This is a genomic window from Kitasatospora gansuensis (assembly GCF_014203705.1).
Classification (GTDB): domain Bacteria; phylum Actinomycetota; class Actinomycetes; order Streptomycetales; family Streptomycetaceae; genus Kitasatospora; species Kitasatospora gansuensis.
Window position 1 is genome coordinate 4,499,997 of the sequence record NZ_JACHJR010000001.1, and the last position, 14,718, is coordinate 4,514,714.

13 protein-coding genes are annotated in these 14,718 nt (G+C 71.0%); 4 read left to right on the plus strand and 9 right to left on the minus strand.

Features of this window, described 5'->3' with window-relative positions; translation table 11 throughout:
• The first annotated feature begins 113 nt into the window (after positions 1-113).
• Positions 114-1,220 (plus strand): DNA integrity scanning diadenylate cyclase DisA, encoded by a 1,107-nt coding sequence (gene disA, locus F4556_RS19960; protein ID WP_313068370.1) that lies wholly within the window; start codon positions 114-116, stop codon positions 1,218-1,220.
• Positions 1,221-1,275: 55 nt separating this feature from the next.
• Here disA and F4556_RS19965 read toward each other — a convergent pair whose 3' ends face one another.
• On the minus strand, positions 1,276-1,893 hold the full coding sequence (locus F4556_RS19965; protein WP_184918071.1) for a winged helix-turn-helix domain-containing protein: 618 nt from the start codon (positions 1,891-1,893) through the stop codon (positions 1,276-1,278).
• Between the two features lie 120 nt (positions 1,894-2,013).
• Between F4556_RS19965 and F4556_RS19970 the strand changes: the two genes are divergently transcribed.
• The gene (locus tag F4556_RS19970) at positions 2,014-3,318 is read left to right on the plus strand and encodes an MFS transporter (protein ID WP_184918075.1); all 1,305 of its coding nucleotides are present in this window, start codon (positions 2,014-2,016) and stop codon (positions 3,316-3,318) included.
• Positions 3,319-3,383: 65 nt separating this feature from the next.
• Here F4556_RS19970 and F4556_RS19975 read toward each other — a convergent pair whose 3' ends face one another.
• Both F4556_RS19975 and F4556_RS19980 read right to left on the minus strand, forming a co-directional pair.
• Positions 3,384-4,235 (minus strand): hypothetical protein, encoded by an 852-nt coding sequence (locus F4556_RS19975; RefSeq protein WP_184918078.1) that lies wholly within the window; start codon positions 4,233-4,235, stop codon positions 3,384-3,386.
• 69 nt (positions 4,236-4,304) lie between these two features.
• Positions 4,305-4,607 carry an EF-hand domain-containing protein gene (locus tag F4556_RS19980; protein ID WP_184918081.1) on the minus strand — a complete coding sequence of 101 codons (303 nt, stop codon included), beginning with the start codon at positions 4,605-4,607 and terminating at the stop codon, positions 4,305-4,307.
• A gap of 157 nt (positions 4,608-4,764) precedes the next feature.
• Here F4556_RS19980 and F4556_RS19985 point away from each other — a divergent pair, with 157 nt between their 5' ends.
• Positions 4,765-5,658: an iron-sulfur binding domain-containing protein gene (locus F4556_RS19985; RefSeq protein ID WP_184918085.1), complete on the plus strand. Its 894-nt coding sequence runs from the start codon at positions 4,765-4,767 to the stop codon at positions 5,656-5,658.
• 58 nt (positions 5,659-5,716) lie between these two features.
• On the opposite strand, the gene F4556_RS19990 is transcribed toward F4556_RS19985, so the two are convergent.
• Positions 5,717-7,288, minus strand: a complete 1,572-nt coding sequence (locus F4556_RS19990) for an MDR family MFS transporter (protein ID WP_184918088.1) — start codon at positions 7,286-7,288, stop codon at positions 5,717-5,719.
• A 207-nt stretch (positions 7,289-7,495) separates the two neighbouring features.
• On the opposite strand from F4556_RS19990, the gene F4556_RS19995 reads away from it, so the two are divergent.
• Positions 7,496-8,116: a TetR/AcrR family transcriptional regulator gene (locus tag F4556_RS19995; RefSeq protein WP_184918091.1), complete on the plus strand. Its 621-nt coding sequence runs from the start codon at positions 7,496-7,498 to the stop codon at positions 8,114-8,116.
• Between the two features lie 38 nt (positions 8,117-8,154).
• Here the strand turns inward: F4556_RS19995 and F4556_RS20000 are convergent, their stop codons facing one another.
• The 5 genes from F4556_RS20000 to F4556_RS20020 all read right to left on the minus strand — a co-directional run bounded on the left by F4556_RS20000 (position 8,155) and on the right by F4556_RS20020 (position 14,710).
• Positions 8,155-10,425, minus strand: a complete 2,271-nt coding sequence (locus F4556_RS20000) for an MMPL family transporter (RefSeq protein WP_184918094.1) — start codon at positions 10,423-10,425, stop codon at positions 8,155-8,157.
• A 102-nt stretch (positions 10,426-10,527) separates the two neighbouring features.
• The gene (locus tag F4556_RS20005; RefSeq protein WP_184918097.1) at positions 10,528-11,184 is read right to left on the minus strand and encodes a hypothetical protein; all 657 of its coding nucleotides are present in this window, start codon (positions 11,182-11,184) and stop codon (positions 10,528-10,530) included.
• Positions 11,185-11,203: 19 nt separating this feature from the next.
• The gene (locus tag F4556_RS20010) at positions 11,204-11,944 is read right to left on the minus strand and encodes an SDR family NAD(P)-dependent oxidoreductase (protein ID WP_184918100.1); all 741 of its coding nucleotides are present in this window, start codon (positions 11,942-11,944) and stop codon (positions 11,204-11,206) included.
• Positions 11,945-12,081: 137 nt separating this feature from the next.
• On the minus strand, positions 12,082-12,792 hold the full coding sequence (locus F4556_RS20015; RefSeq protein WP_246511050.1) for a response regulator transcription factor: 711 nt from the start codon (positions 12,790-12,792) through the stop codon (positions 12,082-12,084).
• Between the two features lie 379 nt (positions 12,793-13,171).
• A complete protein-coding gene (locus F4556_RS20020) occupies positions 13,172-14,710 on the minus strand; it encodes an MDR family MFS transporter (protein WP_184924851.1) in 1,539 nt (512 codons plus the stop codon).
• Positions 14,711-14,718 lie beyond the last annotated feature (8 nt).

Genomic DNA, 14,718 nt, shown 5'->3' on the forward strand with positions numbered 1-14,718 from the left:
CTTATTGCCGAACGCCGTTAGACTTTCCCCTGTTTAATCGGCATGAAGTGCAGTAATGAGAGACAGACCGTCGGGCACCACGCCACACGGTCCGGGTCGACCGGAGGAGTCACGTGGCAGCCAACGACCGGGCGGACAAGTCCTCCCGCGAGGAGGCCCTACTGCGGGCTTCCCTCACTGCCATCGCGCCGGGCACGGGTCTGCGCGACGGTCTGGAGCGGGTGCTCCGGGCCAACACCGGCGGACTGATCGTGCTCGGCTTCGACAAGACGGTGGACTCCATCTCCACCGGCGGCTTCGTGCTGGACGTCGAGTTCACCGCCACCCGCCTGCGCGAACTGTGCAAGCTGGACGGCGCGGTGGTCCTGGACAAGGACATCACCAAGATCCTCCGGGCCGGCGTGCACCTGATGCCCGACTCGACCATCCCCACCGACGAGACCGGCACCCGGCACCGCACCGCCGAGCGGGTCAACCGGCAGACCGGCTTCCCGGTGGTCGCGGTCTCGCACTCGATGCGGCTGATCGCGATGTACGTGAACGGGACCCGCCGGGTGCTGGAGGACTCCACCACCGTGCTCTCCCGGGCCAACCAGGCACTGGCCACCCTGGAGCGCTACAAGCTCCGCCTCGACGAGGTGGCCGGCACCCTCTCCGCGCTGGAGATCGAGGACCTGGTCACCGTCCGGGACGTCACCGCGGTCGCCCAGCGACTGGAGATGGTCCGGCTGATCGCGGCCGAGATCGCCGGCTACGTGCTCGAACTCGGTACCGACGGCCGCCTGCTCTCGCTCCAGCTGGACGAGCTGATCGCGGGCGTCGAACCCGAACGCGAACTGGTCGCCCGGGACTACTTCCCCGAGCGGGCCGCCAAGCGCGGCAAGACCGTCCCCGAGGTGCTGGCCGACCTGGAGGCGCTCACCCACGCCGAGCTGCTCGACCTGCAGACGGTCGCCAAGGCCTTCGGCTACCCCGGCACGCCGGAGTCGCTGGACTCGGCGGTCTCGCCGCGCGGCTACCGCCTGCTGGCCAAGGTGCCCCGACTGCCCAACACGGTGATCGAGCGGCTGGTCGAGCACTTCGGCGGCCTGCAGAAGCTGCTGGCCGCCAGCATCGACGACCTGCAGACGGTCGAGGGCGTCGGCGAGACCCGGGCCCGCTCGGTCCGGGAGGGGCTCTCCCGGCTCGCAGAATCGTCCATCCTGGAGCGCTACGTCTGACCCGGTGTCCGACCCGCGCGTGGCCGTTCCGCTGCCCGCCGGACCGACCCCGGGTTCAGCTCTCGGTGGGGTCGGCCGGCTTCACCGCGTAGAGCAGGCTGAGCAGCGTGACGTCCACGGCGTCCGGGTCGGTGCTGTCGCCCTCGGCTGCCAACTCGTCGAGGATGCCGCCGAGCTGGTTGCGCAGCCGGACCACCCGCTCGGGGCGCAGGCGCAGCGTGAAGTGGCTGAACATCGCGGGTGAGGCGGGCTTGCCGGGCGCGGTGCTCGGCAGGTCGAGCCGGTCCGCCAGGTAGTGGTTCCGGAAGTCGGCGCGGACCAGGTCGAGCGCGGCGAGCAGCGGGCCGATCGCCTCCTGCCGGTCGATGCTGCCGTCGGCGAAGACCGCGCCGGAGAGGCGCAGTGACTTCTGAGCCGGGCGGTAGCGGCTCTCGGTGATGCCGGAGACCACCCGGGTCCCGGCCACCATGATCAACTCGGTCTGCTCGAGCTGCTTGATGTGCCGGTAGAGCTTGGTCGGCGGTTCGTCGAGCGCGGCGGCGATCTCCTTGACCGTCAGCGGCTGCGGGTCGCGCTGCATCAGCGCGCCGATGATCGACAGCCGCATGGGGTCGGCCAGGGCCTTCAGCGTTGCCAGGTCGCTGACTTCACGCTCACTCAGTTGCTCATCCACTGGTTCATTAACCCATGAACGTCAACGCTTGCGCAAACAATCACCCTTCTGCAACCATTCACTCAAGCGTGAATGGTTGCAGAAGGGTGACCGTGCACGTTCGGGTGAACGGGGTGGGGCATGACCACGCAGCAGCTGGTGGACCAGGTCGAGGAGCACGAGGCGGCACCGGCCGCCGAGCGCCACGACGTCCCGCTGCGCCGCAACTGGCGCTACCAGGCGATGTGGAGCGGAGCCGCCGCCTCGATGCTCGGCACGATGGTCGCCGACACCGCCTACCCGCTCCTGCTGCTGGCGATGACCGGTTCCCCGCTGCTCGCCGGAGCGTTCGGCGCGGTCCAGTTCACGGCCTCGCTGCTGTTCGGCCTGCACGGCGGCGCCCTCGCCGACCGCCGCGACCGCCGGGTGATCCTGATCGCTGCCGACGCCGTCCGGGTGCTGGCCACCCTCTCCGTCCCGGCCGCGCTCTGGCTGGACTGCTTCACCGTCTGGCACGCCCTGCTGGTCGCCGCCTTGATCGGCGCCACCACCGCCTACGCGGGCCCGGTCCGGACGCTGGCGGTGCGTTCGCTGGTGCCGGGCCACCAGCTCCGGCAGGCGCTCACCCAGGACGAGGTGCGGGTCAACGGCGCGGTGCTGCTCGGCCCGCCGCTGGCCGGGCTGCTGCTCGGCCTCGGCCGGGCCGTCCCGTTCCTCGCCACCGCCCTCGCCTCGCTCTACTCGCTCGCCACCGCCTGCCTGGTCCGGTTCGACGGCCGCCCGGCCGCAGCGGCAGGCGACGGTGAGAAAAACGAGGCCCGGGAGAACGGCGGCGCACTCGAGGGCCTCCGTCAGCTGTGGGGCAACCCGGTGATGCGGGCGATCGTCGGCGTGGTCGGCGTGATCAACCTGATCGGCGCCGCGACGCTGCTGCCGCTTATGGTCCTGCTCCGGGACGGCGGCACCTCGACCACCGGTACCGGCCTGGTGCTGGCGGGCGAGGCGGTCGGCGGACTGCTCGGCGCCCTGCTGGTCCGTCCGCTGCACCGTCACCTGCGCCCCGGGCGGCTGCTGCTGGCCGTCGCCTGGGCCGTGGTCCCGCTGCTGCTGACCCCCGCCCTGGTCAGCGGTCCGGTCGCGCTCTTCCTGATGCTGCTGGTGGTCTCGCTCGGTGTGCCCGCGCTGCGGGTGATGGTGGACCTGCTGATCTTCCAGCAGGTTCCGGACGCCCTGCGCGGCCGGGTGATCGCCGCGACCATGACGCTGTTCATGCTCGGCGTGCCGCTGGGCAGCTTCGCCAGTGGGCTGCTGCTCGACCACCTCCGGCCGGTCGTCGTCCTCCAGCTGCTGACCGCCCTGCTCGCCGTCGCCCTGCTGCCCGCCACCTTCAACCGCCCCCTGCGGCAGGCACTCTGGCCCGCCCAGGCCACCGCCACCGCTCAGTAGAACCCCGACGCCCGCCCGCCCCTACGTAGGGGCGGGCGGGCGTCGGTACGGGCGCTGACGGTGGGTCAGTCCTCCAGGCGGATCGAGGTGCGGGCCGAGACCGGGCCGCCGGCCGGGCCGTTGAGGGTGGCCTGGACGAGGTAGCGGCCGATCGGCGCCGGGGTGGTGTCCGGGGTGGCGCACTGGGGCTTGCTGCGGCCGCGCTCCCAGGTGAAGGTCTCGGTCAGGCCGCTGCCCGCGCCGAGCTGGACCCAGGTGTCCTGACGGTCCGTCGGGCAGTCGCCGGAGGACCAGACCCGCTCGTTGGACTCGGCCAGCGTGACGGCCACCGTGGAGGCCGTCCGGCCGAGGTTGACCCTGCACGTGCCGGTTGAGGTGTTCCGTACGGTGAGCGAGAGCCGGGGCTTGTCCTTGGCCTTGTAGGCGTCCTGACTGCCCGCCAGCTCCAGCGAGACCTGGGACGCGGTGCAGACCGGGAGGGCCATCACCTCGGCGGTGTTCACCGGAGGGGGAGTGCTGCCGCCGCCGGTGGTGCCGCCCGCGCCGCCGGTCGTACCGCCGGCAGAGGTGCCGGCAGTGCCGGACGTGCCTGACGTGCCGGAGGCCCCCGTGCCGCCCGTGGTCAGGCTGACCTCGCCGCCGCCGGAGCCGGAGACCCCGCCGGTGGCGGTCGAGCCGCCGCTGCCGCCCGGGCGGGTGGTGATCGCCGGTCCGGTGGGGTCGGCGCCCGGGGTGATCGACTGGGCCGGGGCGGGCTGGGCCACCTTGCCCTGGCCGGATTTCCCGTCGCCGCCGGGGCCCGTGACCAGCCAGAGGACCAGCGCGAGGAGGGCTGCCACGGCTACGAGCACGACGACGCGCCGTCGCCAGTAGATCGAGGCCGGCAGCGGTCCCACGGGTTGACGCAGAGAAGGCACGCGCAAACTCTACGAGACCCGGCGGACCCGATGGTGCATCAACACCGCTGCTGCGCCGGTTCCTTCACATCATCCGTGTTTTGCTCCGGACGGGGGAGCGGCGGCGGAGCAGCGGGCGGGCGGCCGGGGAGCGGGGAGGCCCGCGGCACGGGCCACCCCCGGGAATCCCTGGCGGATGAAGTCCCTGAACTCGTCGTAGCTGATCTCCTGGTCATTGTCCGCGTCGGCGAACGCGAAGGTCTGCGCCGCGTTGGCGTCGCTCACCGCCGGGTTCTCCTGAAGGTGGGACTTCAGCTCGGAGGCGGTGATGAACCCGTCCCCATCAGCGTCGATCTCGTTGGACTGGCGGCGGGCGTGCTCTTCCGTGGCCATTCCTCGCTCCTTTGCGAGGTGCCGAATTCGGACAGGAGAAATCATGGAACCGGCCGGTATCCGTTTGTCCACGCTCCGCAAATTATCAATTTGTTGTTATTGATCAACTATTCCCCTGGACGGAGCAGGGCGGCCCGCATGGCAGGATGGACGCGCCATGGCTGCCACTCCCGTGACCCCCGCCCCGCTGCTGCACTCGACCGTGCTCGACTGGTACGAGTCCAACGCCCGTGACCTTCCCTGGCGCACCCCGGAGGCTTCGCCCTGGGCCGTGATGGTCAGTGAGTTCATGCTCCAGCAGACCCCGGTGAAGCGGGTGCTGCCCGCGTACGCCGCCTGGCTGGAGCGCTGGCCCACCCCGGCCGACCTGGCCGCGGACGCGCCGGGTGAGGCGGTCCGGATGTGGGGCAGGCTCGGTTATCCGCGCCGGGCGCTGCGGCTGCACGCCGCCGCCGTCGCGATCACCCGGGAGCACGGTGGCCGGGTCCCGGACGACCACGCCGCGCTGCTCGCGCTGCCGGGCGTCGGCGAGTACACCGCCGCCGCCGTGGCCTCGTTCGCCTTCCGCCAGCGCCACGTGGTGCTGGACACCAACGTCCGCCGGGTGTTCGCCCGCGCGGTCGACGGCGTGGAGTACCCGGCGCAGGCCACCACGGCCGCCGAGCGCCGGACCGCGACCGGCCTGCTGCCCGCCGACACCGGGACCGCCGCCGCCTGGGCGGTCGGCGTGATGGAGCTCGGCGCGCTGGTCTGCACCGCGCGCAGCCCCGACTGCGGCGGCTGCCCGCTGCGCCGGCACTGCGCCTGGCAGGCGGCGGGCTGCCCGCCGTACCAGGGCCCGCCCCGCCGGGGGCAGACGTACGAGGGGACGGACCGTCAGGTTCGGGGCAAGTTGCTCGCCGTCCTGCGGGACGCGCACGGCGAGGTGCCGCAGGCCCGGCTGGACGCGGTCTGGCCGGACCAGGTCCAGCGGGCCAGGGCGCTCGACGGCCTGGTCGCGGACGGGCTGGTGGAGCCGGTCGCCCAGGGCGTGTACCGGCTCCCGCAGTAGAAACGTCGGATGCCCGGGCCGCCCCACGAAAGGGGCGGCCCGGGCATCCGACGTGACGTCAGACCGCAGCGGCCTCGAGCGACTTCTCGGCGGGCTCGTCGCCCGCCCCGCGCAGCGGGGTCTCCCGCATGAACAGTGCGGCGGCCACGGCGACCAGGCTGATCACCGCGCCCCAGAGGAAGACGGTGTGCATGCCGTTGGAGACGGCGTGGTGGTACGCGTCCTGGAACTTCGCGGGCAGGGCGCGCAGCGCGTCCGGACCCAGCTGGCCGTGTCCGCCGGGGACCTGCGCACCGGAGGCGGCCATGGTCGAGGTGACCTGGTTGTTGAACAGGGCGCCGAACAGGGCGACGCCGAACGAGCCGCCGATGGTGCGGAACAGGGTGGCGGTGGAGCTGGCCACGCCCATGTCCTTGAGCTCGACGCTGTTCTGCGCGACCAGCATGGTGATCTGCATCAGGAAGCCCATGCCGGCGCCGAGCACCACCATGTAGCAGGCCGAGGTGAACTGGCTGGTGTCGGTGCCCAGGGTGGAGAGCAGCAGCGAGCCGCCGGCCATCACGGCGGTACCGATGATCGGGAAGACCCGGTACTTGCCGGTCTTGGTGACGATCCCGCCGACCACCAGCGAGACGACCAGCATGCCGAACATCATCGGCATCAGCAGCAGCCCGGAGTTGGTCGCCGAGGCGCCCTGCACGGTCTGCTGGTAGAGCGGCAGGAAGGTGACGGCGCCGAACATCGCGAAGCCGACGATGAAGCCGATCACCGAGACCAGCGCGAAGTTCCGGTTGCGGAATAGGCCGAGCGGCAGCATCGGCTCCTCGGCCTGCTGCTCGACGTAGCAGAAGCCGATCAGCGAGGCGGCCGCGAGCGCGGTCAGGCCGAGGATCTGCTTCGAGCCCCAGGCGTACTCCTGGCCGCCCCAGGTGGTGATCAGGACCAGCGAGGTGATGCCGACGGTGAGCAGGATCGCGCCGAGGTAGTCGATCTTCGCGGTGGAGCGGACCTTGGGCAGCTTGAGCGTCACCACGATGAAGGCGAGCGCGACGACACCGAGCGGCAGGTTGATGTAGAAGGTCCAGTGCCAGCTCAGGTGGTCGGTGATGAAGCCGCCGACCAGCGGGCCGCCGATGGTGGCCAGCGCCATCACAGCGGCGAACATGCCCTGGTACTTGCCGCGGTCCCGCGGCAGCACCAGCGCGCCCATGATCGACATCACGCCGACCATCAGACCGCCCGCGCCCAGGCCCTGGATCGCGCGGAAGGCGATCAGCTGGGTCATGGTCTGCGAGAGCCCGGAGAGCGCCGAGCCGAGCAGGAAGATCCCGATCGAGATCAGGAAGGTGCCCTTGCGGCCGTACAGGTCGCCGAGCTTGCCCCAGATCGGGGTGGAGGCGGCGGTGGCCAGGGTGTACGAGGTGACCACCCAGGAGAGGTGCTCGGCGCCGCCGAGGTCTCCGACGATGGTGGGCATCGCGGTGCCCACGATCAGGTTGTCCAGCATCGCCAGGAGCATGGCGACCACCAGACCGATCATCACCAGCCGGATCTCGCGCGGGCTGCGCGGCGTCGGATCGGCCTCCGGCACCTCGGCCGCCGCCGGGGTGTCGACCTGCTGTTTCGGCATGCTTCTGTCTCCCGCTGCGGGTACCGGTGGCTAACTTACTTGCCGACCGGCTAGTGAATGGACCAGTGGCACGGTAAGTTGTCCGTATGCTGGGCGTCAAGCCGATTACTCGCGTACGAGCCCGGCGGCAGGGAGAATGCGGGACCGGAGACCCGGGACACCGCAGTCTCACCCCCCGATCGCAGTCCTGAGGCAGGCCGCCAACCCATGAGCACCACGCAGACCCCCCGTACCGACACCAGGGCGCGGATCATCGACGTGGCGCTGACGCTGTTCGCCGAGCAGGGGTATGAGAAGACCTCGCTGCGCGAGATCGCGGACCGGCTCGGGGTCACCAAGGCCGCGCTGTACTACCACTTCAAGACCAAGGACGACATCGTCCACGGCATCGTGGAGAGCATGGCCGCGCCGATCGACGAGGCGATCGCCTGGGGCGAGGGCCGGTCCTGGTCGCCGGAGCTGCGGGACGAGCTGGTCCGCCGGTTCGCCGCCGGGATGGCCGAGCGGGCGCCGCTGCTGCGGTTCTTCCACGAGAACCAGCCCTCGCTGCGGGACTCCCCGGCCGGGCTGCAGTTCAAGGCCCGGATGTTCGCGATGATCCGGCTGGTGCACGGTCCGGACGCGAGCTTCCAGAACCGGCTGCGGGCCGCGATGTCGCTGTTCTCGATCAACACCGCGCTCTTCCTGCTCAAGCACGACCAGGAGGGCGGGCACGGCCCGGAGGACGGGCCCTGCGCGGGCCACGGCCCGGCCGCCACGCTGGCGGAGGCGACCGACGCGGCCCTGGAGGTCGCGCTGGAGATCGCCGGCCTGATCGACCCGGCCTGACCCCTGCTCCAGGGCGAAGCAGGGGTCCAGCCGTGGCGCTACCGCCGGCTGTGCCGGCCGCCCGCGCCCTCGGCGGGCGATCCGCCGACGCCGATCAGATCCGCGGTCTCCGGTTCGCCGAGGCCCTCGCCCGCGCGGAGCGGGGACGGCAGACCGGCCCCCTCCACGTCGACGTTCGGCAGCAGCCGCCCCAGCCAGCCGGGCAGCCACCAGGCCTTGTCGCCGAGCAGCGCGAGCACCGCCGGCACGATCGTCATGCGCACCAGGAAGGCGTCGAAGAAGACGGAGATGCCGAGCCCGAAGCCGATCATCTTCACCATCTGCTCGCTGGAGCCGATGAAGCCCGAGAAGACCGAGATCATGATGACGGCAGCCGCGGTGACCACCCTGGCGCCGTGCCGGAAGCCGGTGACGATCGCCTGCGCGGGGGCCTCCCCGCCGACGTACGCCTCGCGCATCCGGGTCACCAGGAAGACCTCGTAGTCCATCGCGAGGCCGAAGACCAGGCCCACCATGAAGATCGGCATCATCGACATGATCGGGCCCGGCTGCTCCACGCCGAAGACCGCGGCGAGCCAGCCCCACTGGAAGACCGCCACGACGGCGCCGAGCGCGGCGAGCACCGACAGCAGGAAGCCGAGCGCCGCCTTCAGTGGGACCAGGATCGAGCGGAAGACGATCACCAGGAGCAGGAACGCCAGCCCGACCACCAGGGCCAGGTACGGCACCAGCGCGTCGTTCAGCTTCTGCGAGAAGTCGATGTTCATGGCGGTGGCGCCGGAGATCATCAGCTCGGCACCGGTGTCGGCCTTGATGCCCTTGCCCTTGGCGCGGATCGCCTGGACGACCTCCTCGGTGTCCACCGAGCTCGGCTTGTACTGGGAGACGACGGTGAGCAGCGCCGTGTCACCGGCATCGTTGAACATCGCCGGGGAGACCTTCGCGACCCCGGCCGTGCTCCGCACCCGCTCCGCGACGCCGTCCACCGAGGCCTTCGGATCGGCTGCGTGGCTGACGTCCACAACCGCGATCAGCGGGCCGTTGAAACCCGGGCCGAAACCCTCCGAGAGCAGGTCGTAGGCCTTGCGCTGGGTGCTTCCGGCGGGCTGGGAGGCGCCGTCGGGCAGGCCGAGTTCGAGTGAGGCGACCGGGATGGCGGTCGCGCCGAGCCCGAGGACCGCGGCGAGCAGGACCGCCACCGGGTGGCGCAGCACGAACCCCGCCCAGCGGGTGCCCGCGTTCGGCTTCGTGGACCCGGCCGTCGCGCCGCCCGGCTGCGCGTTCTCCCGCCGGGCCCGGCGGCCGTACACGCGCTTGCCGACGTAGCCGAGCAGCGCCGGGATCATGGTGAGCGCGATCAGGACCGCGATCGCGACGGTGCCGGCCGCCGAGCCGCCCATCTTGGTGAGCATCGGCAGGTTGACGACGGCCAGGCCGGCCAGCGCGATCACCACGGTGAGGCCGGCGAAGACCACGGCCGACCCGGCGGCGCCGACGGCCCGGCCCATCGCCTCCTCCCGTTCCCAGCCGTCGGCGAGTTCGGAGCGGTAACGGGAGACGATGAACAGCGCGTAGTCGATGCCGACCGCCAGGCCGATCATCATGGCCAGCGTCGAGCTGTCGGTCCCCAGGTCGAGCGCCTTGGCGAGGGCGGTGACGGAGCAGACCCCGATGCCGACCCCGATGAGCGCGGTGAGCAGCGGCAGCCCGGCGGCCACCAGGGAACCGAAGGTGACGACGAGGACCACGGCCGCCATCGCGATGCCGATGAACTCGGTGCCCCCGGCCTCCGGATCCGCCTGGAGCGCGTCGCCGCCGAGCTCGACGGTGAGCCCGGAGGCCCGCGCCCGGGCGACCGTCTCCTGCAGGGCGTCGCGGTCGGCGTCCTTCAGCTCCGGCGGGGAGACCTTGTAGTCGACCGAGGTGTAGGCGATCGTGCCGTCCTCGCTGACGGTCTTCTCGGTGAACGGGTCGGAGGCCGAATCGACCTGCGGCGAGCTGGACTTGAGCTCGGCGACGGTCTTCTCGATCTTCTCCTTGGTGCCGGCGTCGCGCACCGTGCCGCCGGCCCCGGCCTTGAAGACGACCCGGGCGGTGGCACCGTCCGCGTTCATGCCGGGGAAGCGCTGGTCGAGCAGGTCGAACGCCTTCTGCGCTTCGGTGCCGGGGATCGAGAACGAACTGTCCACGGCGGTCGGTGCGTTGGCAGCCGCCACGCCCGCGAGGACGAGCAGCGCCACCCAGAGGAGAGTGACGAAGTGACGTCGTCGGTAGGAGAATTTGCCGAGTCGATAGAGGAATGTGGCCACGGAGGCGTACTTCCGTTCAGGTTGTGGGCTTGTTGGGAAGCCGGGCATCGCGGGGCACGGACGCGCGGCACGGTCGTGGCTCGCCCGGTATCTGGCGGGTGGTCAGTTCGCCTGGGGCCGATGGGCGTTCGGGACGCCCGGCAGCTGACGCGCGGCCCGGCGCAGTTCCCTGCTGGCGATGGCGTCGTCCGCGCTGTCGCCCGGTCGCCGCAGTGCCCGCCACTCGGCGGGGTGGAGCTCCGGCGCGTGGCGCAGCCGGTGGTGGTCGTGGTGGGGGGCCGAGGCCAGGCAGGAGCACCGGCCGTCCCCCGATGTGTAGACGGCGGCGAAGTCGTCGTCCCAGTCGCACCGGGCGAGCCGGCCCGCCCGGTCCGGGTGGAGGACGAGCCTGCCGTGCCCGTCCCGGTGGCGCAGTTCCACCCGGTCGGGCCGGTCCTCGGTGAGCCGGAGGCCGGGCACTCCGGCCAGCCGTTCGTCGGAGCCGGCGGTCAGCACCGCCGGGCACAGCCGGTGGAGCAGGTGGCCGAGCAGCGACGGCTCGACGACCAGGTGCAGGCAGGCGGGCCCGGCCGTCGCGGAGCGGAGCCCGAAGGCGCCGCCGCCCAGGGGCCCGAGGTCCGTGACGCATTCCAGCAGGCAGTCCATGAGGTGGCGCTCCAAGCGGAGTTGGCCTCGGCACTCGGCGGTCGCCGCTCCCCGGTCGTGCAGGAGCGCGGTGCGGTAGGCGCCGATGACACGCTGCTCGAACCAGATCGTCATCGGACCGCGGGCCCCCCGGTCACAGGCTGATGCCGCCGTCGATGGTGATGGTGGCGCCGGTGATGAACGCCGCCTCGTCGCTCGCCAGGAAGGCGATCAGCGCCGCCACCTCGGCCGGCTCGCCGTACCGGCCGAGGGCGGTCAGCGGCAGCAGGGGTACGTCCATCGGCCCCTCCTCGTCGAGCATCGCGGTTCTGATCGGACCGGGCGAGATCAGGTTGACCGTGGTGCCCTTGGGGCCGAAGTCGCGCGCGAGCCCCTTGGTCATGCCGATCAGCGCCGACTTCGTCATGCCGTACAGGGCGCCGCCGGGCTGCGGGTACCAGTGCGCCCCGACGCTGCCGATGTTGACGATCCGTCCGCCCTCGCCGAGATGCGGTTCCGCGGCGCGGGCGCCGAGGAAGGCGGCCCGCAGGTTCACGGCGAGGATGCGGTCCACCTCCTGCTCCGAGATGTCCTTCAGCGGACCGCCCAGCAGGATCCCGGCGTTGTTGACCAGGATGTCCAGCCGGCCGTACTCCGTGACGGTCCGTTCGACGGCGGCGGCGACGGCCACGGGGTCACCCGCGTCGGCGCGTACCGCCGTCGCCCTGCGCCCGGTGGCCTCGATCCGCCGCGCCACCTCCGCGGCGTCGTCGGCGGAGCTCGCGTAGGTCAGCACCACGTCGGCACCGTCCTGTGCGAGCCGTTCGGCGGTGGCGGCGCCGATGCCCCGGCTGGCCCCGGTGACCAGGGCCACCTTTCCGGTCAGGTCGGCCATTTCATTTCCCTTCGACGATTTCCCGTTTTCGCGAGCACGCTATCGACCCCGGGGCTTTCAGGTCCATTGTTTCGGTGCATGGTCCGCGAAATCCTTACGTGAATATCCGGAGTCGCCCGCAAGGGCGCGGCGGCCGGTCAGGCCATCATGAATCCGACCCCGCGTACGGTGATGATCCAGTCATTCCGGCCGAGTTTGGTCCGGATGCTGCTGACGTGGGTGTCGATGGTTCTTCTGGACCACGAGGCGCCCCAGACCTGCCGCATTATCGTCTCCCGGGAAAGCACGGTGCCGGGGTGGGAAGCCAGCAGATGCAGGAGTTCGAACTCCTTTTTGGTCGTCTTGATCGTCCGGTCCTTCAGCGTCACCTCGCGCCGGCCGGTGTCGATTCGCAGGCAGCCGTGTTCGATGACACGTTCCGCATTCCGGCCGACCCGGACCCGGCGCATCACCGCGTCGATCCGGGCGGCCAGCTCGTGGGATCCGCACGGCTTGACCACGTAGTCGTCCGCGCCGGCCCGCAGTCCGAGGACGGCGTCCCGTTCGGCCCCGCGGGCCGTGATGGCGATGATTGGTGTGTCCGAGGCGGCCCGGATCATCCGGCAGATCTCCAGTCCGTCCCGGTCGGCCAGATCGAGGCCGAGCAGGACCAGGTCGACCTCCCGGAAGGCGTCGAGCGCCTCCCGTCCGGTGGAGACGGCGCTCACCTTGCACCCGTAGAAGCTCAGACCCTGTTCGAAAATCTCCCTGTCCCGGCTGTCGCTCTCGACGACGAGCACGCGCCACGTGATGTCCGCGCCGATGTCATCGATCGTCTCTGTCATTGGCTGAATGAAGCCATTGCGCATGTTTATGGCACCCCCGATGCCTACATGTTCAACACTGTGACGGGCGCGAGCCGCGGCACAATGGTTTTAATCAGAAACTTCTCTGTGGTGCGCTCCTGTTTCGCGCGCGAGCCCCGTTGTTCGCGCGCGGTGGTCATTTTACTCGGCGTCGATTATTTCTTGATTCGACGTTTAAGGAGACTGTCTGCATCCTCACATACGCTCTGGCGGTGATCAACGTGCGCCAGTGGATTGGCCGGAAACAGACTCCCCTTCGCGGGCCCTTGCGTGCTTGCGGGATGATGTGGGTCACAGTCGGCGGGTCAAATGAATTTCTTTGGCGGGGTGGTCGCCAGGCGATGGAGGTGGGGCTCCGGCCGCCCGGTGGCCACCCCCGGGATCACGCCGCGGGCCGTCCCGGCGGCGCCGTCGCCGCCGTGGCCGGCGCCCCGGCCTGGGCGCCCACCGACGCCGCGCCGGCCGGGCCCGTGCCCGGACCTCCGCCCGGTGCCCCGCCGGGCTTCCCGCGCAGCGGGACCTCCTTGACGGCGAGCGCCGCGAGGAAGGCCGCGGCGCAGATGACGGCGGCGACCAGGAAGATGTGCTGGGTGCCCTCGGCGACCGCGCCCAGGTAGGCGTCCCGGGCGCCGGCCGGCAGGCCGGCCAGGGCGGAGGCGCTGAGCTCCAGGTCGGAGTTGCCCGTGCCGGAGCCGGGCAGGTGGTTCTCCAGGGCCCGGGTGAACAGGGAGCCGAACACGGCCACGCCCAGCGAGCCGCCGATGGTCCGGAAGAGGGTGACGCCCGCCGAGGCGACGCCCATGTCCTTCATCTCGACGCTGTTCTGCGCGATGGTCGTGGTCATCTGCATCAGGAAGCCCAGTCCGACGCCGACCAGGACCATGTAGAGGCTGGTCACCAGGCGGGAGGTGTCGGTGTCCATGGTCGACAGCAGGAACAGGCCGACGGCCAGGCAGGCCGACCCCACGATCGGGAAGATCTTGTACTTGCCGGTCCGGGACATCACCTTGCCGACGATGTTGGACACCAGGGCGATCGGCGCCACCATCGGCAGCAGCAGCAGACCGGAACTGGTCGCGTCCGCGCCCTGCACGCTCTGCTGGAACAGCGGCAGGTAGAGGGTCGCGCCGAACATGGCCGCGCCGGCGGCACAGACCATGACCGAGGCCATCTTGTAGTTGCCGGTCGCGAACACCCGCAGCGGCAGCACCGGTTCGGGTGCGCGCCGCTGTGAGGCGACGAAGGCGAACAGGCCGACGACCGCGGTCACGAACAGCCCGATGATCTGCCACGAGCCCCAGGCGTAGGTGGTGCCGGCCCAGGTCGCGGCCAGCACCACGGAGCTGATGGTGATGGTCATCAGGACGATGCCGAGCCAGTCGATCTTCGCCTTGCTCCGCTGCCGGGGCAGCTTCAGCATCACCTGGCACCAGACGAAGGTGACCAGGCCGAGGGGCAGGTTCACGTAGAACGCCCAGCGCCACCCGAGGTGACCGGTGATCAGACCGCCGAGCAGCGGCCCGCCGACCGTGCCCACGGCCATCACGGTGGCGGTCATGCCCTGGTAGCGGCCGCGCTCGCGCGGTGCGACCAGCGAACCGATCAGGGCGAAGGCCAGCGAGGCCAGGCCACCGGCGCCGAGGCCCTGGATCACCCGGAAGGCGATCAGCTGCGACATGGACTGGGCGGCGCCGGAGGCGACCGAACCGACCAGGAAGACCGCGATCGCCGTGAGGTAGGCGTGCTTGCGCCCGTACAGGTCACCACACTTGCCCCAGACGGGCGTGGAGACGGCGGTGGCGAGCGCGTACGCGGTGACCACCCAGGAGATGTGGTCCAGGCCGCCGAGGTCGCCGACGATCGTCAGCATCGAGGTGCTGACGATGGTGTTGTCGAGCATGGCCAGCAGCATGCCGAGCATCACGCCGA

What these genes read in the sequence shown, in the direction of transcription:
- F4556_RS20010 (WP_184918100.1), bottom strand. Translation starts at nt 11,944, where the DNA reads ATGGCCGACCTGACCGGAAAGGTGGCCCTGGTCACCGGGGCCAGCCGG.
- F4556_RS19995 (WP_184918091.1), top strand. Translation starts at nt 7,496, where the DNA reads ATGAGCACCACGCAGACCCCCCGTACCGACACCAGGGCGCGGATCATC.
- F4556_RS19980 (WP_184918081.1), bottom strand. Translation starts at nt 4,607, where the DNA reads ATGGCCACGGAAGAGCACGCCCGCCGCCAGTCCAACGAGATCGACGCT.
- F4556_RS19990 (WP_184918088.1), bottom strand. Translation starts at nt 7,288, where the DNA reads ATGCCGAAACAGCAGGTCGACACCCCGGCGGCGGCCGAGGTGCCGGAG.
- F4556_RS20020 (WP_184924851.1), bottom strand. Translation starts at nt 14,710, where the DNA reads ATGCTCGGCATGCTGCTGGCCATGCTCGACAACACCATCGTCAGCACC.
- F4556_RS19985 (WP_184918085.1), top strand. Translation starts at nt 4,765, where the DNA reads ATGGCTGCCACTCCCGTGACCCCCGCCCCGCTGCTGCACTCGACCGTG.
- F4556_RS20005 (WP_184918097.1), bottom strand. Translation starts at nt 11,184, where the DNA reads ATGACGATCTGGTTCGAGCAGCGTGTCATCGGCGCCTACCGCACCGCG.
- F4556_RS19970 (WP_184918075.1), top strand. Translation starts at nt 2,014, where the DNA reads ATGACCACGCAGCAGCTGGTGGACCAGGTCGAGGAGCACGAGGCGGCA.
- F4556_RS20015 (WP_246511050.1), bottom strand. Translation starts at nt 12,792, where the DNA reads ATGCGCAATGGCTTCATTCAGCCAATGACAGAGACGATCGATGACATC.